Here is a 22,268-nt window from a genome sequence, read left to right on the forward strand (position 1 = left end):
GAAAAATGATCAGATACATTTTAGTTGTCATCTTGACATTGGGACTTGCCGGAACGGTTCTTTGGGGATACCAAGAGCATAAAGAAAAAAACGCTGTGTTGATCAACGCCGAAAATAATTATCAACGAGCTTTTCATGATTTGACGTACCAAGTAGACATGCTCCACGACAAAATTGGAGCCACGTTGGCCATGAATTCACAGAAACAGTTATCGCCTGCTTTGGCGGATGTGTGGAGGTTGACTTCTGAAGCTCATACCGACGTTGGACAACTGCCGCTTTCTTTGCTTCCGTTTAATAAAACCGAAGAATTTCTATCCAACATAGGAAACTTCAGCTATCGAACAGCGATCCGCGATTTGAATAAGCAGCCTCTTTCAGAACAAGAGTACAGTCAATTGAAAAAGTTATATAAACAGTCGGCCGACATTCAAAATGAACTGCGCCAAGTCCAGCACATGGTATTGAAAAACAATCTTCGCTGGATGGACGTCGAAATGGCGCTTGCGAATGGCAAAGAAGCCTCCGACAATACGATTATTGACGGTTTTAAGACCGTTGAGAAAACAGTAGGGGGATATGGAGAAGAAGATGTCAACGGCGTGACTTCTATTTCGACAAGAGCGAAAAAGCCGCAATTCGATCAGCTTCCGGGAAAAGAAATTTCCAGAAAAGAGGCTGTCCAGATTGCCAAATCGTTTTCTCCTTCTTCAAACATATCGAATGTGAAAGTAACCAAAAACGGGGATGGTTCGGAATTTGGATTTTATAGCGTTTCTTTTAAAAGCGACGGAGCTGAAGGCACTATGGATGTAACGAAAAAAGGCGGTTATCCGATTTGGTATATGGTGAACAGAGACGTGGCGAATCAAAAACTGAGTTTAAATGAAGCTTATTTAACAGCCCAAAGATTTTTAAAAAAACATCACTTTCAAAATCTGGAGGGAGTGGACAGCGCTCAGTATGATCATATCGGGGTGTTCACTTTCGTTTCCAACCAAAGTGGAGTAAGGATCTACCCGGAAGCAGTGAAAATCAAAGTGGCCCTTGATAATGGCGAGGTGATGGGACTAGTCGCTTCCGACTATTTAAATCATCATCATAAGCGACAACTTCCAAAGCCGAAACTATCAGTCAGCGATGCGAAAAAAATGATTCATAGCAATGTGAAAATTGAAGAGAGCCGCCTTGCCGTGATCAACAATGATTTGGATGAAGAAGTGCTGTGCTATGAATTTTTGGGAACGCTTGATCAAGATACGTACCGCATTTATATTAATGCTGAAACAGGAGACGAAGAGAAAGTGGAAAAATTAGAAAACGCAGAACCTATTTACAATGATGTTTTATAAATGAAACGAGATTTTCTTTATCAGTCGTTGAAGTCGGCATTCCGCATTTCCTTATAGATTCCTCATCTTTTTCATGGCATAATAAAGATGGATTTTTGAGGAAACAGGTGATGGAATGTTGGAAATCGGGTCAATATTAACGCTGAAGACGGTCGATGAAAATGAAGAACTTTATAAATGCCGGGTAGTCGATAAAGGCCCCGGTATACTTTACGTTGATTATCCAGTCCATTTGGAGACAAATAAATCTCGCTTTTTTATGGACGGAACAATGTTCAAAGTTACGTTTATTGCGAAAAAAAATTCAGTCTATACTTTTCAGACAACGGTGATCGGAAAAGAAATAAAACAAATCCCGACCATGGTCATACAAGATCCGGGCGAAGAAAAATATATACGGATTCAACGGCGTCGGTTCGTTCGGGTGGAAACTTCTGTAGATGTCTCGATTTCGAAAGAGGGGAGCGATGAAGTTTTTGCCACCATTACAAAGGACATAAGCGCAGGAGGGGCCGCTGTAATCATTCCTAAACATCTGGATTTGAAGCAGAAAGAACAATTGAATATATTGATGGTGTTGCCAATGCAGTCCGGTGAATTTCATTATTTAAAATTAAAAGGTGAAATCGTCAGAGTTTCGGATGAAGGCCATAATTCCATTGCTTATATTCAATTTTCCGATACGACTGCTTTTGAGCGCCAGCTTTTGCTCCGTTTTAGTTTTGAAAGACAGTTATTATTAAGAAAAAAAGGTCTGCTCGAATAGTGATATTCTAATGTTGTTGAATATGGACTGGATGCGCGGCAGCAATGATGAAAAATGACTTTCAAAATGCTTTTCATCCTCGCTGTGAATTCGAAACAAATGGTGGTTCACCTTCGATAGTTCGAAGGAGGAAAATGGAAAAAACATTTTTGTTTTTATTGTGAACGTTTGGAGAAGTTGCCAGCCTTCGGATACATGCTGGAGAGTGCCTCATTATATCCCCCGTTTGCCCCAAAAGTAAAAGAATCTCCCGGCGAAGCATTCTTTTTTTCTCTTCGCACCGGGAGATTCTTTTGTTGGCGATTGGACACGAAAGTATGACGAATTAACATTAGTGTATAAAGAAAAGTAAGCTTTAAGAGAAAGAGTTCGCTTGCTTTTGTGTTATGTTTTGCTTTGACTTTACATCTTTTTCAATTCATACTTTATAACATCGTTATGATAAAATAGACTTGACTGATTGTGAGAAGGTGAAAATATGGTGAAAGAGATTCAAATTGCAATTGATGGGCCGGCAGCTGCCGGAAAAAGCACCGTTGCGAAATTGGTTGCTAAAAAGTTATCATACCTATACATAGATACAGGAGCGATGTATAGAGCTCTTACATATAAGGCGCTAAAGTTAGGAGCGGATCTGGAAGATGAACAAGCATTAGCGGAGATTTTAAACAATACTAATATCGAACTTATCCAAGGGAATGCAGCACAACACGTTTTATTAGACGGAACGGATGTTACGGACGAAATACGATCTCACGAAGTGACAAAACATGTCTCCACTGTTTCCAAGCATCCATTAGTCAGAAAAGAAATGGTGGAAAGGCAGCGGGAATTAGCCCAAAAAGGCGGAATCGTCATGGATGGAAGAGACATTGGCACTCATGTGCTTCCAAACGCCGAAGTCAAGATTTTTTTAGTGGCCACTGTTGAGGAACGGGCTAAAAGACGACATCAAGAAAATTTAGCAAAAGGATTTGAATCGGATCTAGCCCAATTAATGAAAGAAATTGCTTTGCGCGATAAGATGGATTCAGAAAGAGAGGCCTCTCCTTTAAAAAAAGCGGATGACGCAATCGAATTAGATACGACTTCCTTGTCCATTGAGGAAGTGGTAGACCATATCATGGAGCTTGTAAAAGAAAGGGTTCGATTGAAGTGACGTTTTATGCGTTTGCAAAGCGGATCGTATCTCCTATCTTAAAAAAAATGTATAGAGTGGAAGTTAAAGGATTGGAACACTTTCCTGAACAAGGAGGTGTTCTCCTTTGTTCCAATCATATAGATAATATGGACCCTCCTATTTTAGGAGTAACTTGTCCACGCCCCATTTCCTTTATGGCAAAAGCTGAACTTTTCAATGTACCGATTCTAAGCGGCATCATTAAAAAGCTCAATGCTTTCCCTGTAAAAAGAGGAGGAAACGACAGAGAAGCGTTGCGAACGGGTTTGAAAGTACTTAAGGAAGGAAAAGTTCTAGGTCTGTTTCCGGAGGGAACCCGCTCTAAGACAGGCAAATTAGGCAAAGGTCTGGCCGGAGCCGGTTATTTTGCCTTGAGGACAAATGCTCAAGTCATTCCTTGTGCCATCATTGGCAGCTATAGAATATTTCAAAAAGTAAAAGTGATTTACGGGAAACCGATTGATATGTCGGAATTGCGAGAAAAAAAAGCATCTCCTGAAGAGGCGACAAATCTGATCATGACGCATATTCAGCAGCTTTTAAATGAAAATCGTTAATGCGAGATGCTTGACAAATGACAGCATTTGTTAGAAGTTAGTAAAAAGAGGTTTTTTTTCATTTTTTCGCAGTCTCGTATTAAGGAGGAGTACTTTATGACAGAGGATTTGAATAGTCTCGAAATTTCCCCGTTGAATGTGGGAGACAAAGTAAAAGGAACGGTTATAAAAGTTGAAGACAAACAAGTGCAAGTAGAAATTGAAAACAGTAAAAAAGACGGTATTATTCCTATTAGCGAGCTGTCAAGTTTACACATAGAAAAAGCATCGGATGCAGTAAATGTAGGAGATACGCTTGAATTAGTAATTACGAAAGAAGAAGATGATCTGTATGTTCTTTCAAAACGGAAAGTGGATGCAGAAAAGGCTTGGGATTTGATGCGTAAGCGCTTTGAAAACGGCGAAATATTTGAAGCCGAAGTAAAAGAAGTTGTAAAAGGCGGCCTCGTGGTTGACTTAGGCGTACGTGGGTTTGTTCCGGCGTCGTTGGTAGAAGATTATTATGTAGAAGATTTTGAAGACTACAAAGGAAAGACGCTGACTTTCAAAATTGTAGAGTTGGACGAAGAAAAAAATAGGCTGATTCTTTCCCATAGGGCAGTGGTGGAAGAAGAAAAACAAAAAGCGAAGAAAAAACTTTTGGATGAAATTCAGCCTGGTGACGTACTGGAAGGAAAAGTACAAAGGCTGACGGACTTTGGAGCGTTTGTCGATATTGGTGGAGTGGACGGTCTTGTTCATATTTCGCAATTATCGCATGAACATGTAGAAAAACCTTCTGATGTGGTAAAAGAAGGCGAGATTGTCAAAGTAAAAGTACTCTCTGTCGATAGAGACAATGAACGCATTTCCTTGTCCATTAAAGAAACCATTCCGGGACCTTGGGAAAATATTGCAGAAAAAGCACCTGTCGGCTCCGTTTTAAAAGGAACCGTTAAACGCCTTGTTTCTTATGGCGCTTTTGTCGAAGTTTTCCCTGGGGTGGAAGGACTCGTCCATATTTCACAAATTTCCCATAAACATATCGGCACGCCGCATGAAGTTTTAAGCGAAGGCCAAGAAGTGGAAGTAAAAGTGTTGGATGTAAATGAAAAAGAAAAACGTCTTTCTTTAAGCATAAAAGAATTAGAAAATGAACCTGTCGATACAAATGATTCTTTTGAATTGCCGGAAGAATCGAAAGGTTTCCAGTTGGGTGAAGTAATCGGCGACCAACTGAAAGGTCTTAAATAAATCCTATTGCTCGAAGGAAAAGGGGATGCCCAAAAGTCAGCAAAAGGGACCAAGGATACAAAGTCTATCAGGTGGACTTTATCAATTTCGTCAATTGCGATCGATACAATCCATTAGACTACGCCGAAGATGATGAAGATGCTAGGACAATTGCTAATACGATCGCTTCTAACTCGGTTGACGAAGGAAAACGCGATTTCTGGAGTGAATCAGCTGTCGCCTTTCTGTCAGCATTCATCCTGTACGTGAAGGAAAAATACAAAGACAAAGCCAATATGCGCCATGTCGTTGAAATGGTGGCAAGAGCAGGAAAAGACGAAGAATATTTGGATGAAATCATTAAAAACATGTCTCCAGACCATCCGGCTTATCATATGTTCACCCTTGCAAACATGAGCAGTGGGAACACTAGAGCCGGCATCATGGCGACCTTGGCGCAACAAATCTCCATTTTTTCGATGCAAAAGATCGCAAAAATGACCGCCAAAAGCGATTTCAAACGAAGAATTTAGAGTGAAGGCGATTCAATTATTGGAAAAGAGGAATCATTTACATATTCTATCCGTACAGTTAGAAGGAGATAAAGGCACTTTCACGCATACTTTTGCCACAAAGAAATCGTTGCAAGAAATTCGAGAAGACTGGAAAGAACCGAAGAAAGCCAAGGAATGGATTCGGGAGGATGTGAAATTTTATGCTTTATGGAAGAATCCGTTCTTGCAATTAAAACCTGACCCACAACCCCATCCCGATAAATATCAATCATTAGAAAAATTCCGAGAAAAATCAAGCGTACTAGAACGATAAGAGAGGTTCTTTCGCTATAAAAGCAATATTCTTTAGCCTTGTCCTGTTGCATTTTTAGGCCGTTGCATTTAAAAAATGAAACAGGCTAAAAATGCGTTTTATTTTTTACCTCCTTCCTGAGGACGCTTCTTCCTTTGCCTCACCCCATTGTAATCCGGCGCCGGCTATAATCTGAAGAACTCTACGATCATTCGATGGCTGGACATCACGCCGGAGGAACAGCGACACTTGCAGACCATTATTGACGCCAATGAGAAGCGCCGGCGGAAACGGGAACGCGACAGGGCGAGGACAGGGGAGTTGCGCCGGGGACAAGGGGCGAAGACAAGGGAGGAGTACCTCGAGGAACAACGGGAGCGAACGGAGGACAAGGCATGGCAACTGCAGAAGGCAATGGAGCGACACCCTGACGCGACAAATAAGCAGCTGGCCATGATGCTTCAGATATCGGTGCGGCGTGTCCAGCAGCTTAAGAGGTTGGTCAAGAACTGACGTTCCCGTGAAATGGTTCGTCGCCCTTATATTATGGGCGTCAGCCTGCTTGTTCCCCCGACCATAAAGAAAGAATAAACCAAATTGGTTTTGTTCCAATACCTCATTAGATTGGTGGGGGGGAGTCCCGAGGGTTTTAAACTTCAGATTTTCACTTCGATGAAGGGTGAAATGCAAGCGGATCGTCGCAAAAAGGATGGTAAAAGGGATTTTAAAGATTGATTTTGGACGCATAGCTGCAAGGTGAAAATGCCAGTTAGTAGTTATTATAAAGGGGATAGGTTTATTGTAGATTTTGATTGGTGATGGTATGATTATTTAGAACATAATTCTCAATGCAAATTCATCAATAAGATAAAAATTCTGCTTAGAATCAGGGGAGCGAATGAAGGTGAGGACACTGGAATGACGCGAAGGGCGGTATTGAAATAAAAGACGAGGACAAGGATCGTGTCCCTGTTCCTCGATCAATCAAAAATCTATGCAACTAAGATATACAGTTGCGACAAGGTGTCGCGAAAGCATTCCGTCGGAGGACAACGGCCACTCCTGTTGTTTTCTCACTTGTCCTTGGTGAAGACAAAAAGGAGGATTGCGGTTATTAGCATAATCCTATATAGAGCATGGAACCGGCTTGATAGTTCGGTCCTATCGTATCGTTAGATACGATTAACCGAGAAGTCCTACTTCTAACTCACATTTCGCACCCTCTCGACGAAAATCGGGAGGATTTTTTCGTTCCGATGTCGAATGAATCCTTGACACACAAGGAACGTAAAGGAGTTTTTCTCTTATGAACGTTCAAGTCAAAAAGGTCTATCTACGTTAAGTACCGAAAAGAAGTTTTTTAGTTTTGACATTAACTATTTGATGAGAAAGGATTGAATAATTTGTTGGATTGTGAATCCTTTCATCATCAGTAGTTAATTACCAAGAGGGAAAGGGGGAGTGAAGGATGGCTAAGTTTGATGATTTTGATTTGGACATTGTTGTCAAAAAGCAAGACAACATTGTACAACCTAATTTAGCTTAAGGAAAATCGATTATTTAGAGAAAATATTTCTAGGGAGAGGAGATCGAATCATGAAGGAAAAAATTAAAATGGTTACTACTTTGATTGCTTTTATCTCATTAATTGTGGTAGGGGGAGTTAGCGCAGCGTCCTATGTTACCTATGCTACAGTTCTCCCGCGCTTTGGAACTGACACGGAATTAGCGAGCGCAAATAAAGCGACGAACAGCCAAAGCAAAGTGGAAAATAGGGTCGTTGGACAAGGATATAAAGCGAATATGTGGATTCAGCAAGGCTCGAAGAAAGTGTCGGCAACCGCGCGGAATGTAACGGATAATGACACTCGCTATTTTACTGTAGATCAAAGTGCTGTTGGTAAAAAAGTTTCATTAGTTGCGAAAAATGCATCCTTCACTTATGTCACTGTTGATATTGCGGGTAAATTCTATCCTGATAAGTGATCGGCTCAAGCGGATATGATCAACTGCATTTTGGAGAGAGCCGTTTCCTTCGTCGAGCTATTCCCCTTCGCCACGAAGGTGGCGAAGGGGAATAGCCCCAAAAGATATAGGAGAGGATAGCATGTATGCAGAGTTATTAAAAATGGTCAAGAACAAGAATTTTTACATCGGCGCAGCGTGCCTGCTGTTTCTCGTCATTGGCGCCGTCGTGACGGGAGTGAAAGAATACAACGAACATGTGAAGTTGCTCCAACGAATCTATCATCACAATCAGAATGTTCTCGCCTTGACATCGCCCCACTTCGCATGGATTGGTCTAGGAGGCTATAGTTTTAACGTGCTTTCAGCCTTATACTACTTCCTTTTTCCATTATTGTTATCGATCCCATTAGCGGATTCGATTTATCGAGACCAAAGCAGTGGAAATCTTCATTACCAATTAACGCGAATGGGTAGAGGCGTATATTACCGGAGGAAATTTTTGTTTGCCTATATCAGCGCGTTTTTCTTATTTCTTCTTCCTCTTCTTCTTGGGGTTGTGCTCGTGAACCTTTTGACCAACCATTGGGATTATTCGAGTTTTTCGCATGCATACAGGCAGCTCATGGATGGGACGCTGCAGTTGCCAGATAATTCATTTGAGGGGGAAAAGAAAACGCTCTTTTCGTCTTTGCTTGCGATCTCGCCTTACTGGTACATATTCGTTTATTACGTGATCGGGGGGCTATTTGCCGGCGGTTATGTTTGCCTTGGTTTGGCGTTTTCGTTAGTGATGAAGAATCGATATTTGATCACGTTGTTGCCGCAAATCATTTATATGGTTTGTTGGGCGGTGTTGACGATCACGAACAAGTTGGGCTGGGACCCATTTAATTTCTTAGTTCCGTCACAACCAGTAGAAGGACTGTCTTATCATAAAATCGTCATCGTGTTCGCTCTCCAATTCATGATGGCCTTAGGGGTATTTTGGTATGGAGTGAAGAAGAATGAGGATGTTCTGTAAACAGAACTTCGATTTTGTCTGGCAAGATGTGCAGCTGCATCGAACCGTCATCAAAATGGTTCTTGGGGTTATGGCCTTGTTGATGATCGCAGCCACCCTTCCATGGGGATCGAGCACTATTGCGAAGTGGCATAGCCTAAAAGATTTTGTCTTGCTCTATCGGTATGAATTTTTTCATCTGCCTGCTTTTTTATTTCTTTTAGGTTCAACGCTTCAAACCAATATTTGGATTGTGCTAAGAAGATACCGCACTCGGGGACAGATCGGGATGCATAAAGCGCTATTGGTCATCGTTTTCGCGGGGCTTGTGTCTCTCGTTGTTGCCGTAGTAGGCGGATTATGTACAGCGTTTGTGAAATATGTGGTATATCCAAACATGAAGCACTACCATGCTGTTTTTTTATATGTGCCACACAGTGATGACAAAAGTTCATTCCTTTATTTTCTCTTCATGTACTTTTTTGTCACCACCATATTCGGATTGATTTTTGTGGCACTAACGGATCTTTGGGCGAAACGCTTTCTCAGCGTCATGACGGTCATGACGCTGGCCATATTGGATATGTTCACTGCCCGGGTGATTCCTTACGTATTCTACATAAGTGAAAGAGTCTCTCCAGTTTGGACAATGATTTTTTTAGCCTTGATCATCATGATGTTGATCAATATAGTTCGTTTTTCGTCAAACTATAAAAATTATTATGTTCAGGATGATCTCTTATGAAACCGATGTCTTTGGAGTTCACACTCATCAAGGTTGACTTGAAAAGGGTATGGATCACATGCATCCTATTTCCGTTGTTAGGAACGATGATGTCTATCCGATCAGAGGCGTTTTCTTCCAAACACCTATCCGAGTCGCTCGTTCGTTTATTTGGGTCGGTGACGATATCGAATTGGATGTATTGGTTGATGTTTTGTTTCGGATATGTCGTGTTGCTCCAAATCATTTGGAAAACAAGAGATAAATCTTTTGAATATAAACTATGGATCTTGTTGCGGGATACGACATCGTACACGATGGCCAGGCTGCTGGTTGGCGTTCTGTTTACATTGGTGTATGTGTTGGCAGCGTTTTTGATCGCCAGCGTTTTCGGTCTCTGTGTGTCGCATATGGCTTTTTCGTTTGACCGTTCACTAGTGCTCATGTTCGTTTGCATCGCAGTGAATTTGTATTGGCATGCCAGCGTGTGGATGTTGTTGAAGGTGCATGCGACGAATCACCTGGCGAATGCCATCATTCTCGCTTTGTTTTTTGTAGGCGTAAAGAGGCCGATGGCTTTTGTTCCTTTGTACTACAGCATGGTGGATCTCTTGCGGGGCGGCCCTATGTTGTGGTCGGCTCTGTTCGTGGAGCTCTTGTTGATCGGTGTGTTCGGGTATCTGACGATAAAGAGAGTGAAGAACGTGGATTATATCTAGGAGGTTTGCGATATGAATGCGATCGTCTTGTCCAATGTTTCAAAAACGATAAAAGGGAGAGAAGTTTTGCGCAATATCAACTTAGAGTTGGAGAGAGGAAAGATTTATGGATTCGTCGGGCCGAACGGATCTGGGAAAACGATGTTATTTCGAGTCATAAGCGGACTTGTGAAGCCGTCCAGCGGCATGGTAGCAGTATTTGGCCAGACGTTGCATAAAGACGTATCGTTTCCGAGCGATATCGCAGTTTTGTTGGAAAAACCAGGTTTCCTTGAACAATACTCAGGATTCGATAATTTAAATTTTTTAGCCATGATTCAGAAAAAAATCGGAGAGAGTGAGGTGAAAGAGGCGATCGAGAGAGTGGGATTGGATCCGCATGATAAAAGGCCGGTGAAGGCGTATTCTCTCGGAATGAGACAAAGACTGGCCATCGCGCAGTGCATTATGGAGAAGCCGCAACTTATATTGCTCGATGAACCAATGAATGGCCTGGATGAAAAATCTGTAGACAAGGTGTATGAGATTATCAGGGAAGAAAACAAAAGGGGCTGCACGATTTTATTGACGTCTCACAACAAGGTGGACATACAGTCATTATGTCACCAAGTGTATTCGATGAATGAAGGGGCGATTACTGGTATGACCCATATGACTGTAGGATGATCTATAATGCGCGTTATGTAAAAATTCGCGAGGGGTGCGATCATCTTGAACAAGCAACTGTACGAAGTGCCGCTCCGGTGTTCATTGGACAATCAAAAAGAGGAATGTCTAGAAGGCCGGTGAAAAAAGTACACCCTGAGGCAGGGATTTAGGGGGCTTATGTCGAAAAAGGAAGAAAAATCGTTGGAATGGAGCGTGAGCGGATCATGAAAGCCCCCAAAAACCCTTCGACTCAGCCTCGTCTGTTTCAAGTCATCGACATGGAAGAACTGGTTCCTCCACATCATATCTTGCGCCAAATCAACGAAGCGGTTGACGTTTCCGTCATTCACGATTGGGTGGCTCCCCTGTACACGGAAAAAACGGGTCGCCCGGCGGCGGATCCGGAACGGCTGCTTCGCCTAATGCTGCTCTCGTATTTGTTCGACCACTCTGAGCGGGAGTTGTATGAGATCCTCCCCATGCATGCCGGATACTTGTGGTTTTGCGGTCTCGACTTTGAATCCGTGCTCCATCCGGATCCTCATCACCCCACACTGCCGGATCGAACGACGCTCGTCAAAACACGGAAACGCTGGCGCCAACATGGAATCTTTGACCGGCTGATGACCTATGTGGTGGATCAATGCATCGCGGCGGGGTTGGTCTCGCCGGATGTCCATGCGGCGGCTGACGGCACCCAAGTGCGGGCGAATGCCTCGATCCACAGCTTGCGGGAGGTCAAGCTCGCTCCGGTGGAGACGTTGGAAGACTATCTGGCCCGCACTGCCCGGGAAGATGAACAGACCGAGGCCTGGGATTCGGATGACGACCCACCCTCTCCGTCTCCAAAATCAGGGGAACGCGTCCATGCCGAAGAACGGGGAAACTTCCGTGGAGCCACGTTTTCCAACCGGACCCATCGAAGCGTGACGGATCCGGATGCCCGGTTGTACAAGAAAGGTAAAGGGGTATTTTGTTTATAAAAAAGACATGCATCTATCGGATTTAAGTAAACAAAAACTTATTGAATGGTATAATGAGGTTGATTTTTCAAATAAATCCAATAAGGAAAGACGACAAATCTTTAATGATTTATTAGATTTACCCATGGTGCTAGTTGAGCGTCAACGCTCAACTAGCCCAAGAACAACGAGCGAATAGGCCAACAAAATGGCATCAAGCGCCGTTTCAAATCCAGAGATCGAATTGGCGCGAATTTTCGTGATCCGAAATGAATCCACTAAAACCGAGAACGCGGTTTCGACGATTTTGCGTTTTCGTTTCATCCATCGTTTCCATGCTTTCGATTGATGGATTTTCTGGTTTTTCCGAACGGGCGTCCAAAAAGTGATCTTGTATTCATCATACAGCTTCTTTATTGATATATATAACCTAGATAACCTTAAAATTATGATAGAAATATTCAAAGTTAAAAAGGTGCCGTTATTTTTACTAGAAAAGTTACGTGAAGATAGAGAGTTTCATAGAGAATCCTTTCATGGAGTAAAAGATCATGTAAGTGCAGGTTACCAATTACAATCCTTTGACTTTTACTTCGAAAAAGTTATTGCAATAGCAGAAAATATTGTACATATTCTAAAAGAAGCTAATTTATATGAGCAAGAGGAAGTAAAAAGTGGTCATTAATCATTGACCACTTTTTTATAATCCTCTAGGGTAGTATACTCTCCATCGATCCGAGTAATCTTTATCGTGAATTTGATAAGTTAAATAAAAATCATATTTAATTTCGAATTTGTTTAGCAAGCTCAGGATTCTTTCTTCATATCCAGCTTTCTCTAAATAAAAACCTATTAATTGATGATAAGGATACTTATAATCCATCTTTTTTAAATACGAAAGTAGACGATTAACAGAAAATTTACCTTTTGCGACTTTGAAAGCTTCAAGCACTTCCTCCACGCCACCTGCATATAAAGGTCGTACAACTACATCGATTAGTGTCCTCTCAATATTTGTTACCTCAAGTGGCCTAGATAACTCAAATGAAACCATTTTTTTAACACCTAATTTATTTTGGTATTTACCATTTAATAAATAAACTTTGTATTCCTTATTATCAAGTGTAAAGCGAGCAATTTGATTAGTCTGTCTCATTGGACGAGAAAATGCTAAATCAATGTCTTCTTGGAGCATATCATTTTTCTCTTCTTCAATATATTTTGGTCTTTGTTCCAAATTTGTATATATGTTTTTAGGTACATTTTGTGTCAATTGATGAAGAAATAAGGCGCTGTAATGACTTAAATATGAATTTTTTCTTAAAGATACAGCAATTTCAAATGGTGAAGCTTCACCAAATATATATCTAATTATAGTTCGTCGTGGTGTTTCAACTTCAATCTCTTTTATAACACTTTTATCTTTTAGGAAAGATATAAATTCATCAAATGTTGTAATTTTAGGGAGTGTCCATTTAGTTCTGTTTTCAAAAAGGATCCTTTGCATTTCAGATACGGAAAAAATATTCTGATTTAGGCTTTTGAGATGCTTAAGGGAATTAGAAGTAATAAAAAAAACTAAGATCCTTGACTGACGTCAGGGATCTTTTTTTTGACCAACTGTCCAAAAGACGTCATAACCTTGTGAGGGCCGACATATCTTTTACCAAAATGACTGAGGGGCATCCCTTTTTTATGTAAATCTCGGGATCGCAATCCGCTCGTTTTCCGCGGACGATCCGCAAGTCCTCGCCCGGCTCGCTTCCTCGCAACAGTCTCCCACATTTTTCGACCGTCACAGTAAAAAGCAACTTTGACAAATGCCAAAAACTCGCTTTTCCCATTCATTCGTTCGGTCATATCAAAGGCAATCAGTCATTCCGCAGATTTTATTTGCAAAAGCCGGATAAGGTACACATCGAATTCGGGCTGGCCTGTCATCTCCCATCACTTTCTGAAACAGGAGGAAGAAAACAGTCTGATTCAAAAAGAAAGTCCCGAATAGAAAATACCCGACGAGAAAATTTTATCTCGTCGGGTTTTCTTGTGTACGCCCGGCATGGGTGTAATCTATAGGGTGAAAGTCCCGAGCTGCGAAGGCAGAAGTAGCAGTTAGCTTAACGCAAGGGTGTCCGTGGTGACGCGGAATCTGAAGGAAGCTGGAGGCAAAACACCGGTCCGAGGAACACGAACTTCATATGAGGCTAGGTATCACTGGGTGAGTTTGCATAACAAAACAAAGCCCTTTCTGTCGAAGGTCATATCGAGTAAATGAGGCGGATAGATGGTGTGAAAGTGCATGTACTTACCCGGGGAGGTCTGGCGGATATGTGAAGTACTCTTCATAACCTACTTAGTGATAAGTAGCTGAACCGTCAGAAGTCAGCAGAGGTCATAGTATTAGTTGGTCTAGAACAACTAAGAAGGACCGAACAATTAAGAGAGAATAGCCCTTGGTATTCAGTGAGTCATGATGAACACAGAAAACGTAGTACCTCACTTGAGGAAGGAAACGGTGAATCCCGTGGGGGACCTCTTGGAGGGTGGAGTGACCACTGGCATAAGAAGATAAGCTATTCACGGAAGGAAGAATAACAATGCTTTTGAATCAAATCCTGTCACGGGAGAATATGCTTTTAGCTTTACAAAGAGTAGAAAAGAACAAAGGTAGCCATGGAGTAGATATGATGCCCGTACAAAACCTACGTCAGCACATAGTCGAAAACTGGATATCCATTAAAGAAGCAATTCTCAAGGGTACCTATGAACCAATGCCTGTTCGAAGAGTCGAAATCCCGAAACCTGATGGCGGTGTTCGGTTACTAGGTATTCCAACCGTAACAGACCGTTTGATTCAACAAGCAATTGCCCAAGTATTATCGAGGATATATGACCCTATGTTCTCCGAACATAGTTATGGGTTTCGTTCAAATCGAAGTGCTCATGACGCAGTTAGGAAAGCAAAAGGCTATATCAGAGATGGTTATAGATGGGTAGTAGACATGGATTTAGAAAAGTTCTTCGATCGAGTGAATCATGACAGGCTGATGAGTACATTAGCCAAGACTATTAAAGAAAAGCCACTATTGAAGCTAATCCGCAAATATCTACAAGCTGGTGTCATGATTAATGGTGTGGTATCTAGGACAGAAGAAGGGACGCCGCAAGGTGGCCCCCTAAGCCCTTTACTTTCGAATATTGTACTAGATGAACTATATAAGTTGAATTAAAGATTTACAACTGAACACACAAACGATCGATCGTTTGTTCTGGTTTCTGGTTGATTCGCTGAATAAAGGCTTGGACATTCTTTCTAATTTCTTGCACACTCGAATAGAACACGTTGTAAATCACGTCTGATTTCAGCCATTTCCATAGCCCTTCAATCAAGTTCAATTGCGGACTGTATGGTGGCAAAAAGACGAGCTCTAACCGATCTTCGTGTTCTTTTAAAAATGGCTGAATGAGTTTGGCATGGTGAATTCGAGCGTTATCTAAAATCATCACTATTTTGCCTGTGGGATAGCGTTCTAACACAAGTTGAAGAAATCGAAGAAATGTTTCCGCGTCATAGCATTCTTCTTCGATGCAAAACACTTCCCCTGTTTCGTAGTTCAACGTGCCAATCAGCTTCAGCCCTTGATGTTTTCCAAACGTCGGAATGATTCGTTGTTTTCCTTTGACAAACCATGTTTTTTGAATCGCTTGGTAATCACGAATCATCGACTCATCTTGAAAGAGGACATGGGCGATGTTCCCATCTACCAGTTTTTTTTTACTTCAGGGAAGGTGATTTCGACGAATTCTTTTTGTTTCTCTTCATCGGCATTGGCTAGTGTATAGGTCGGTTTCGTATAGCTTAGCCCTAACCGATGCAGAATGTCACTTGTTCCGCGAAGCGTGTATGTTGGCCCCCACTTTTGTTGAATGAGTTCAGCGATTATCGCAAGCGTCCAATTATATTTTGCTTCGAATCCCACATCTACGGGGAGCTGATGTTCAATGATCAAAGCCAGCTCTTTTTCCTGCTCAGGGGTCAATCGACGTGGGGCGCCAGGTGAGTATTTCATCTCCAGTCCATCAAGACCGCGCTGGGCGTAGGCATGAATATAGTTATAAATAGTTTTCTTGGATCGACCAATAATCGTTGCGATTTCTCCTTTGGTATATCCCTGCAAATGAAGATAAATCGCTTGGTAGCGTTCATATGCTCGTTTACTTTTTGCTTCTTTCATGGCAGTGGACAACTTTTCGATCTCGTCTTTGTGATTTGGCATCATATTTTCTCTCCGTTCCCTTATTTTCTCTTTGTATTTATTCGCCGTGGAACGGGAGAAAACCTTTATTTCAATTTATATAGACAAAGAATTAGAGAAAAGAGGGCATAAATTTGTTCGTTATGCCGATGACTGTAATATTTACGTGAAGTCAAAACGGGCTGGTGAAAGAACCATGGCTAGTGTCAAACGATTTATTGAGGGAAAACTTCGTCTAAAAGTCAACGAGAAGAAATCTGCGGTTGACCGACCATGGAAACGAAAGTTTCTAGGATTTAGTTTTACACCTTCAAAAGAGCCAAAAGTTCGGATTGCCAAGCAAAGTCTAAAACGAATGAAGAAAAAGGTGCGAGAAATCACGTCAAGAAAAATACCATACCCAATGGAATATCGGATTAAGAAACTTAACCAATATCTACTTGGATGGTGTGGATATTTTGCATTAGCAGACACAAAGAGTATCTTTGAAGATTTGGATGGCTGGATTCGACGAAGACTCCGGATGTGTTTATGGAAAAACTGGAAGACCTCAAAGACCAGGATACGCAACCTCATAAAACTAGGAGTTCCTGAATGGAAAGCTTATGAATGGGGGAACAGTCGTAAAGGTTATTGGCGAATCTCAAAAAGTCCCATATTACACAGAACCCTTGGAAACTCCTATTGGAGTAACCAAGGGCTTAAAAGTCTACAGAAACGTTATGAATTCTTGCGTCATTTATCTTGATTGAACCGCCGTATACGGAACCGTACGTACGGTGGTGTGAGAGGACGGGGGTTAATCACCCAGTTAATCACCCCCTCCTACTCGATTTAAAAAGAGATTTTGGGACAATCCCCCTTTTTTAGTTTTTCATTTCGGATAGGTCAGAATTCCTTCATCTTCTGTTCATGAGGATAAAAAGAAACAATTCCTTCCGTTCCAAGAAAACGCATTCGTTCGCATTGGACGATCATCATTTCGAATAATTCGATTTTCCAATAGATTGGAAATCGGAAAGCGAGGCTTTTGATGAATCCTGGCCTGGCTTTTACCATTAAGAAATGTTATCTTTGTTGTTTTCTCTATCTCTCCCCTCCTTAGTATGAAGGAAATGACGAAAACCGTGAACTTTTCCAATGAATGAAATTCATAATCCTTTCCCATAATGGTAACAATAGGAGGGTGAATGATGGAGTACATAATTTTTTTATCCGTATGCTGGGGTATATGGATAACGGCTACCTTTCTTATGGATAAATCTCATCCTCTACGGTTGAAAATAAGCATTATGAGCTTGCTGCTTTGTATAGGAGCGGGAAAATTTATCACAATCGATCATGCTGAAGTATCGTTTTCTTATCTTTTACTGACAGCGATTGGATGTTTCGCCATTCGACAATATCCATTCATACAGCTGTTTTCATTATGTATATCCGCGTTGATGACCGCTATGGTATTCGCGGGGATAAAGCTTTTTGAAATGTATGAAAGGGCCTGGTTTTTAGTCGACGTCAAATGGTATATTGTGATCCTTGTTCTGCTCATACAATTTGCGATCTATCCTAAACCTCGACTTTGGAAAAATAGAATGATCTCTGCTTATATGGGGTTTTTAGCGGGAGAATGGTTATTGTTTAAGGTCCTTAGCAAAGCATCCTTGCCTTATAAAATAGGGGATAGCTGGTTTTTAGACTTTTTTTTTTTTTTCCATGCTAATCATGGTTGGCATCCATGAATTACGGATTCTCAAATCTTTATTCCACGTAAAATCTTTGCCAGTAAAGGAGAAGCAAACTTATGAATGAGTATGTGCACCCAGTGATATTCGGTGTGGTTGCCGGAACATTAACCAGGATTTACATGTTAAAAACAGATTACCGTCAGTATCCGACCTATCTGCACGGAAAAATTATTCATATTTCCATGGGATTTATTGCTTCAGCCTTAGGTTCAGTCGCGATACCGGCGATTATGGAAAAAGATTTTACAGCTATTACATTCTTATCGTTAGCTGCTCAACAATTTCGTGATGTTCGGAATATGGAGCGGAATACGTTGACAACCATCGACCAATTAGAACTAGTGCCAAGGGGCGCTACTTATATCGAAGGAATTGCTGTTGCTTTCGAAAGCAGAAATTACCTCGTGATTTTAACTTCATTTACTACAACGCTTTTGTATATTCTCTTTCACTTTTATGTCGCACTCATCGGTGCTTTTGTATGCTTGTTGATTTCAAGAAAATTAATGGCTGGTGGAAAACTGGGCGATATCGTTCATATTGAATACGTTGAGCCGCATGTGAAAGGAGCAGGCTTGTATGTGGGAGATATTTATATTATGAATATAGGACTTCCTGAAAGGCAAAAGGAAGTATTGAAATACGGCATGGGATTTATTTTGACGCCAAAAAATTTTAATGCGTGCACTACGATTGCCAACCTCGGACAGAGACAAGCGATATTACACGATATTTCCACCGCTATGGGAGTCATCCGGGATTCCGGAACGCCAGCGTTGGTTCCGTTGGCTAAAAGGGATCTGAATAACGGCCAAGTGGCTGTTTTTGTGTTGCCGCAAGAAAAAAACAAGGAAAAAGCCATCCGTATTTTAAAAGAGGTCCCGACACTTGAAAATGCGATTCGAATGCCGAGTGAGTCAAATGCCATTCAAAAGGGGGATCGGCAAAAATGACAATGATGATTGAAAATTTCATTTTGGCCGCCGTGACCACGAATCCCAAAAAAGTTCCGTCCGGCACGACTGTTTTTCACTGCGAGGATCAAAAGGAGATGGAAGTCATCGCCACGAATTTAGAGGCTATATTGGATGGAATCGCCCACCAGTTGACCGAAGAGATATTTATTATCGTGAGGCATTAGATTCTATTCGCCATTGCTAGTTTTGTGCATTATTGCTAAAATGGTGAAGTTGAACCCTTCTTTTTCGGAAGGGTTTTGTTCTTAATGGATAAAAAATCGACAGACTCGACGGGAGTCTTCCTTCCAGCTGTGCTTTCTCTTAAAATGGACATGTCTTTAGATTGAATTATGGACAAAAAATGAATGGAATATTTTCTATAACCACTGTGAAAGGATGATATAAATGGCAAAACCGGTTGTAGCGATCGTGGGGAGGCCAAATGTGGGGAAATCCACTATTTTCAACCGTATTGTTGGGGAAAGAATCTCAATAGTGGAAGATGTTCCGGGTGTTACTAGAGACCGGATTTACAGCTCTGCTGAATGGCTGACTCATGAATTTAATATTATTGACACCGGCGGGATTGAGATCGGTGATGAACCTTTTCTTGAACAAATTCGCCAGCAAGCGGAAATCGCCATTGATGAGGCGGATGTCATCATCTTTTTGACCAATGGACGGGAAGGGGTTACAGCAGCTGATGAAGAAGTGGCTAAAATTTTGTATCGTTCCAATAAACCGGTTGTGTTGGCTGTCAATAAGATCGATAATCCGGATATGAGGGATGTCATTTACGATTTCTACGCTCTTGGTTTTGGAGAGCCATTTCCTATTTCCGGCGCCCATGGTCTTGGACTTGGAGACTTGCTGGATGAAGTGGTGAAACGTTTTCCGAAGTCTTCTCAGCAAGAGTACGATGATGATGTGATTAAATTTTGCTTAATCGGCCGGCCAAATGTAGGAAAATCTTCTTTAGTCAATGCTATTTTAGGGGAAGAAAGAGTGATTGTGAGCGATGTCGCCGGCACCACTAGGGATGCGGTGGACTCTCCTTATACGTATAACGGTCAAAAGTACGTGATTATCGATACAGCCGGCATGAAGAAAAAAGGAAAAGTATATGAATCAACGGAGAAATACAGCGTGCTGCGTGCTCTTAGAGCAATTGAACGTTCAGACGTTGTATTAGTCGTGTTGAATGCAGAAGAAGGGATAAGAGAGCAAGATAAGAAGATTGCCGGCTATGCTCATGAAGCGGGAAAAGGAATTGTGATCGTCGTAAATAAATGGGATGCGGTTGAAAAAGACGAGAAAACGATGAATGAATTTGAAAAAAAGATACGCAGTCATTTCTTATTTTTGGATTATGCGCCGATCGTATTTGTGTCAGCTAAAACAAAGAAACGTCTTCATACGCTTCTTCCCGTTATAAACATGGTGAGTGAAAACCATGCGATGCGCGTTCAATCCAGCGTGCTCAATGATGTCATAATGGATGCTGTGGCGATGAATCCTACTCCTACTGAGAATCAACGGCGGCTAAAAATATTTTACGCGACTCAAGTGGCAGTCAAACCGCCGACCATTGTTATCTTCGTCAATGATCCTGAATTAATGCATTTTTCATATGAACGTTTTTTAGAGAATCGGATCAGAGATGCATTTGGATTTGAAGGAACGCCTATTAAAATCATTGCGAGATCTCGGAAATAACCAAAAGTAGGTGAAAAGCATGAATGAGACGAATATTGACACGATTACCGTTATCGGTGCAGGCAGTTGGGGAACCGCTTTGAGCATGGTACTTGCGGATAATGGATGCCATGTACGGCTTTGGGGTCATAATCCACAACAAATCGTGGAAATCAATGAACATCATACGAATAAAAAATATTTGCCGAATGTCATATTGCCCGAAAACATAAAGGGATTCGCCTCCATGGAAGAAGCGCTGAACGGTGTTGAATTGATTGTATTGGCAGTGCCGACAAAGGCGATTCGAGAAGTTGTCAGACAAATGGTCGAGGTTTTAAAAAAGCCGATTACTCTCGTCCATGTCAGTAAAGGGATTGAGCCCGATACGCTTATGAGAATTTCGGAAATGATTGAAGAAGAAATGCCTTCTCGTTTGTTAACGGATCTTATCGTCTTGTCAGGACCGAGTCACGCAGAAGAAGTAAGCCAGCGTCAGCCGACGACTGTGACGGTTTCTTCAAAAAATATAAAAGCAGCCGAGAAAATCCAAAAACTGTTTATGAATCAGCATTTCCGTGTTTATACGAACCCGGATATGATCGGCGTAGAAATTGGAGGAGCGCTAAAAAATGTCATTGCGCTTGCAGCGGGTATTTCGGATGGTTTAGGGTACGGAGATAATGCCAAAGCGGCTCTTATCACGCGAGGGCTAGCTGAAATAGCCCGTCTGGGAACAAAAATGGGGGCCAATCCTTTAACTTTTTCCGGGTTGGCCGGGCTCGGTGATTTAATTGTTACATGTACAAGCGTCCACTCGCGAAATTGGCGGGCAGGGAATTTGCTTGGAAAAGGAAAAAATTTAAACGAAGTGCTCGAAAACATGGGAATGGTGGTAGAAGGGGTAAGAACAACCAAAGCGGCTTATCAATTATCTCAAAATTATAATGTGAAAATGCCTATTACAACTGCCCTTTATCAAGTACTTTTTCATAACTATGACCCGAAAAAAGCTGTGGATGAATTGATGACCAGAATGAGAACTCATGAAATGGAAGACTTGTCCGGTATTTTAGATGCAAGAATGAATGAGTAATGTGTTTTGGTTTTTGCCCCAACGTGCAAATCGAACGAAACCATTACGCGGCGATAAAAGGATTAAGCGGGAAACTTCAATAGGTTGTTGCCACTCTCGTTTCATTTGAAACAAGATACCGAGACTTGTCGGCAAAAAAAGCGGAAATTCAAGAGAATTTATGATCATTTGGGCTTTAGAAGGATGCACATCTAGTTTCTACTCATACGATACTATGAGAAAGCAGGCTTTATAAAAAGGATGGGTCGTCTTTCTAACCGGGGATATTCCCCGGTTGTACTTTCTTGAAAAAGTCTCTTGGCAATGAACAAAACAGGAATCATTTGATCAAAACCTCCTCGAAAGCAATGCATCGAGGAGATTTTTTATTTGTTTTTTTTTAATGGAGTTGAACGGAATGGCAAGTTTTATTTAATGTGTATGTCCGATTTTCACTTCAGGAACGAAAACGGCAGCTGGGATTCTGAAGACTCAGCCGAATTCTGTGCTTCCTTCTCTTTGAACTCGCCATCCAAAATAATCTTCACTATTTTATGTCAGATTATCTGACAAATAAATATTAAAAATAGTATGAAAATTTTAAAATATAATCAAGAAAGGTTTCGATAAGTGATAGATTATT

19 protein-coding genes and 5 pseudogenes are annotated in these 22,268 nt (G+C 41.5%); 21 read left to right on the top strand and 3 right to left on the bottom strand.

Translation table 11 applies throughout. The features are described from left to right. Nucleotides 1–5 precede the first annotated feature (5 nt). The 13 genes and pseudogenes from ypeB to N1I86_RS14800 all read left to right on the top strand — a co-directional run. Complete coding sequence (gene ypeB / locus N1I86_RS14740; RefSeq protein WP_341096942.1) at nucleotides 6–1,352, top strand: germination protein YpeB; 1,347 nt, start codon at nucleotides 6–8, stop codon at nucleotides 1,350–1,352. A gap of 118 nt (nucleotides 1,353–1,470) precedes the next feature. Further along, nucleotides 1,471–2,118, top strand: a complete 648-nt coding sequence (locus tag N1I86_RS14745; RefSeq protein ID WP_341096944.1) for a flagellar brake protein — start codon at nucleotides 1,471–1,473, stop codon at nucleotides 2,116–2,118. A 478-nt stretch (nucleotides 2,119–2,596) separates the two neighbouring features. Further along, entirely contained in the window at nucleotides 2,597–3,277 is a 681-nt protein-coding gene (gene cmk / locus N1I86_RS14750; protein ID WP_003355164.1) for a (d)CMP kinase, read from the top strand. Beyond that, complete coding sequence (locus tag N1I86_RS14755; RefSeq protein WP_003355163.1) at nucleotides 3,274–3,855, top strand: lysophospholipid acyltransferase family protein; 582 nt, start codon at nucleotides 3,274–3,276, stop codon at nucleotides 3,853–3,855. Before cmk ends, N1I86_RS14755 begins: the two co-directional genes overlap by 4 nt. 96 nt (nucleotides 3,856–3,951) lie before the next feature. Next, nucleotides 3,952–5,088 carry a 30S ribosomal protein S1 gene (gene rpsA / locus N1I86_RS14760; RefSeq protein ID WP_003355162.1) on the top strand — a complete coding sequence of 379 codons (1,137 nt, stop codon included), beginning with the start codon at nucleotides 3,952–3,954 and terminating at the stop codon, nucleotides 5,086–5,088. Nucleotides 5,089–5,129: 41 nt separating this feature from the next. After that, nucleotides 5,130–5,588: pseudogene (locus tag N1I86_RS14765) on the top strand (type IV secretory system conjugative DNA transfer family protein); the annotation flags it as partial. Nucleotides 5,589–5,601: 13 nt separating this feature from the next. Next, complete coding sequence (locus N1I86_RS14770) at nucleotides 5,602–5,895, top strand: hypothetical protein (protein ID WP_341096948.1); 294 nt, start codon at nucleotides 5,602–5,604, stop codon at nucleotides 5,893–5,895. 1,575 nt (nucleotides 5,896–7,470) lie between these two features. Continuing rightward, the gene (locus N1I86_RS14775; protein ID WP_341096950.1) at nucleotides 7,471–7,860 is read left to right on the top strand and encodes a hypothetical protein; all 390 of its coding nucleotides are present in this window, start codon (nucleotides 7,471–7,473) and stop codon (nucleotides 7,858–7,860) included. A gap of 121 nt (nucleotides 7,861–7,981) precedes the next feature. Further along, the gene (locus N1I86_RS14780) at nucleotides 7,982–8,863 is read left to right on the top strand and encodes an NADH dehydrogenase (RefSeq protein WP_012749285.1); all 882 of its coding nucleotides are present in this window, start codon (nucleotides 7,982–7,984) and stop codon (nucleotides 8,861–8,863) included. Further along, nucleotides 8,847–9,587: a hypothetical protein gene (locus N1I86_RS14785; protein ID WP_341096952.1), complete on the top strand. Its 741-nt coding sequence runs from the start codon at nucleotides 8,847–8,849 to the stop codon at nucleotides 9,585–9,587. The genes N1I86_RS14780 and N1I86_RS14785 overlap by 17 nt, the downstream gene beginning before the upstream one ends. Further along, nucleotides 9,584–10,285: a hypothetical protein gene (locus N1I86_RS14790; protein WP_341096954.1), complete on the top strand. Its 702-nt coding sequence runs from the start codon at nucleotides 9,584–9,586 to the stop codon at nucleotides 10,283–10,285. Before N1I86_RS14785 ends, N1I86_RS14790 begins: the two co-directional genes overlap by 4 nt. A gap of 12 nt (nucleotides 10,286–10,297) precedes the next feature. Beyond that, nucleotides 10,298–10,951, top strand: coding sequence for an ABC transporter ATP-binding protein (locus N1I86_RS14795; RefSeq protein WP_341096956.1), 654 nt, complete (start codon nucleotides 10,298–10,300; stop codon nucleotides 10,949–10,951). A gap of 188 nt (nucleotides 10,952–11,139) precedes the next feature. Then, nucleotides 11,140–11,901: pseudogene (locus N1I86_RS14800) on the top strand (transposase); the annotation flags it as partial. A 156-nt stretch (nucleotides 11,902–12,057) separates the two neighbouring features. Here N1I86_RS14800 and N1I86_RS14805 read toward each other — a convergent pair. Further along, nucleotides 12,058–12,309, bottom strand: a pseudogene (locus N1I86_RS14805) (transposase); the annotation flags it as partial. Here N1I86_RS14805 and N1I86_RS14810 point away from each other — a divergent pair. Next, nucleotides 12,281–12,580, top strand: a complete 300-nt coding sequence (locus N1I86_RS14810) for a hypothetical protein (RefSeq protein ID WP_341097407.1) — start codon at nucleotides 12,281–12,283, stop codon at nucleotides 12,578–12,580. The pseudogene N1I86_RS14805 and the gene N1I86_RS14810 sit on opposite strands and share 29 nt — an antisense overlap. 15 nt (nucleotides 12,581–12,595) lie before the next feature. On the opposite strand, the gene N1I86_RS14815 is transcribed toward N1I86_RS14810, so the two are convergent. After that, the gene (locus tag N1I86_RS14815; protein ID WP_341096958.1) at nucleotides 12,596–13,402 is read right to left on the bottom strand and encodes a type IV toxin-antitoxin system AbiEi family antitoxin domain-containing protein; all 807 of its coding nucleotides are present in this window, start codon (nucleotides 13,400–13,402) and stop codon (nucleotides 12,596–12,598) included. Nucleotides 13,403–14,492: 1,090 nt separating this feature from the next. On the opposite strand from N1I86_RS14815, the pseudogene N1I86_RS14820 reads away from it, so the two are divergent. Continuing rightward, nucleotides 14,493–15,116, top strand: a pseudogene (locus N1I86_RS14820) (reverse transcriptase domain-containing protein); the annotation flags it as partial. A 13-nt stretch (nucleotides 15,117–15,129) separates the two neighbouring features. On the opposite strand, the gene N1I86_RS14825 reads toward N1I86_RS14820, so the two are convergent. Then, a protein-coding gene (locus N1I86_RS14825; protein WP_076611651.1) for an IS630-like element ISBs2 family transposase occupies nucleotides 15,130–16,175 on the bottom strand; the annotation gives its coding sequence in 2 pieces (ribosomal slippage) (nucleotides 15,130–15,669 and nucleotides 15,672–16,175; 1,044 coding nt in all). 76 nt (nucleotides 16,176–16,251) lie between these two features. Here N1I86_RS14825 and N1I86_RS14830 point away from each other — a divergent pair. The 6 genes and pseudogenes from N1I86_RS14830 to N1I86_RS14855 form a co-directional block, all read left to right on the top strand. After that, nucleotides 16,252–16,899: pseudogene (locus N1I86_RS14830) on the top strand (group II intron maturase-specific domain-containing protein); the annotation flags it as partial. Between the two features lie 445 nt (nucleotides 16,900–17,344). Next, complete coding sequence (locus tag N1I86_RS14835; RefSeq protein ID WP_341096960.1) at nucleotides 17,345–17,890, top strand: YphA family membrane protein; 546 nt, start codon at nucleotides 17,345–17,347, stop codon at nucleotides 17,888–17,890. Nucleotides 17,891–17,952: 62 nt separating this feature from the next. Beyond that, the gene (locus N1I86_RS14840; protein ID WP_270584654.1) at nucleotides 17,953–18,849 is read left to right on the top strand and encodes a YIEGIA family protein; all 897 of its coding nucleotides are present in this window, start codon (nucleotides 17,953–17,955) and stop codon (nucleotides 18,847–18,849) included. Nucleotides 18,850–18,851: 2 nt separating this feature from the next. Next, a complete protein-coding gene (locus tag N1I86_RS14845; RefSeq protein WP_040341891.1) occupies nucleotides 18,852–19,037 on the top strand; it encodes a capping complex subunit for YIEGIA in 186 nt (61 codons plus the stop codon). 223 nt (nucleotides 19,038–19,260) lie between these two features. Continuing rightward, complete coding sequence (der, locus tag N1I86_RS14850) at nucleotides 19,261–20,571, top strand: ribosome biogenesis GTPase Der (RefSeq protein WP_341096964.1); 1,311 nt, start codon at nucleotides 19,261–19,263, stop codon at nucleotides 20,569–20,571. A gap of 19 nt (nucleotides 20,572–20,590) precedes the next feature. Then, nucleotides 20,591–21,646 (top strand): NAD(P)H-dependent glycerol-3-phosphate dehydrogenase, encoded by a 1,056-nt coding sequence (locus N1I86_RS14855; RefSeq protein ID WP_341096966.1) that lies wholly within the window; start codon nucleotides 20,591–20,593, stop codon nucleotides 21,644–21,646. Nucleotides 21,647–22,268 lie beyond the last annotated feature (622 nt).

Origin of the sequence: Bacillus sp. FSL W8-0116, assembly GCF_038003825.1 — a bacterium.
Taxonomy (GTDB): Bacteria; Bacillota; Bacilli; order Bacillales; family DSM-4216; genus Bacillus_O; species Bacillus_O smithii.

What these genes read in the sequence shown, in the direction of transcription:
- ypeB (WP_341096942.1), top strand. Translation starts at nt 6, where the DNA reads ATGATCAGATACATTTTAGTTGTCATCTTGACATTGGGACTTGCCGGA.
- cmk (WP_003355164.1), top strand. Translation starts at nt 2,597, where the DNA reads ATGGTGAAAGAGATTCAAATTGCAATTGATGGGCCGGCAGCTGCCGGA.
- rpsA (WP_003355162.1), top strand. Translation starts at nt 3,952, where the DNA reads ATGACAGAGGATTTGAATAGTCTCGAAATTTCCCCGTTGAATGTGGGA.
- N1I86_RS14775 (WP_341096950.1), top strand. Translation starts at nt 7,471, where the DNA reads ATGAAGGAAAAAATTAAAATGGTTACTACTTTGATTGCTTTTATCTCA.
- N1I86_RS14780 (WP_012749285.1), top strand. Translation starts at nt 7,982, where the DNA reads ATGTATGCAGAGTTATTAAAAATGGTCAAGAACAAGAATTTTTACATC.
- N1I86_RS14785 (WP_341096952.1), top strand. Translation starts at nt 8,847, where the DNA reads ATGAGGATGTTCTGTAAACAGAACTTCGATTTTGTCTGGCAAGATGTG.
- N1I86_RS14790 (WP_341096954.1), top strand. Translation starts at nt 9,584, where the DNA reads ATGAAACCGATGTCTTTGGAGTTCACACTCATCAAGGTTGACTTGAAA.
- N1I86_RS14795 (WP_341096956.1), top strand. Translation starts at nt 10,298, where the DNA reads ATGAATGCGATCGTCTTGTCCAATGTTTCAAAAACGATAAAAGGGAGA.
- N1I86_RS14815 (WP_341096958.1), bottom strand. Translation starts at nt 13,402, where the DNA reads ATGCAAAGGATCCTTTTTGAAAACAGAACTAAATGGACACTCCCTAAA.
- N1I86_RS14835 (WP_341096960.1), top strand. Translation starts at nt 17,345, where the DNA reads ATGGAGTACATAATTTTTTTATCCGTATGCTGGGGTATATGGATAACG.
- N1I86_RS14840 (WP_270584654.1), top strand. Translation starts at nt 17,953, where the DNA reads ATGAATGAGTATGTGCACCCAGTGATATTCGGTGTGGTTGCCGGAACA.
- N1I86_RS14845 (WP_040341891.1), top strand. Translation starts at nt 18,852, where the DNA reads ATGATGATTGAAAATTTCATTTTGGCCGCCGTGACCACGAATCCCAAA.
- der (WP_341096964.1), top strand. Translation starts at nt 19,261, where the DNA reads ATGGCAAAACCGGTTGTAGCGATCGTGGGGAGGCCAAATGTGGGGAAA.
- N1I86_RS14855 (WP_341096966.1), top strand. Translation starts at nt 20,591, where the DNA reads ATGAATGAGACGAATATTGACACGATTACCGTTATCGGTGCAGGCAGT.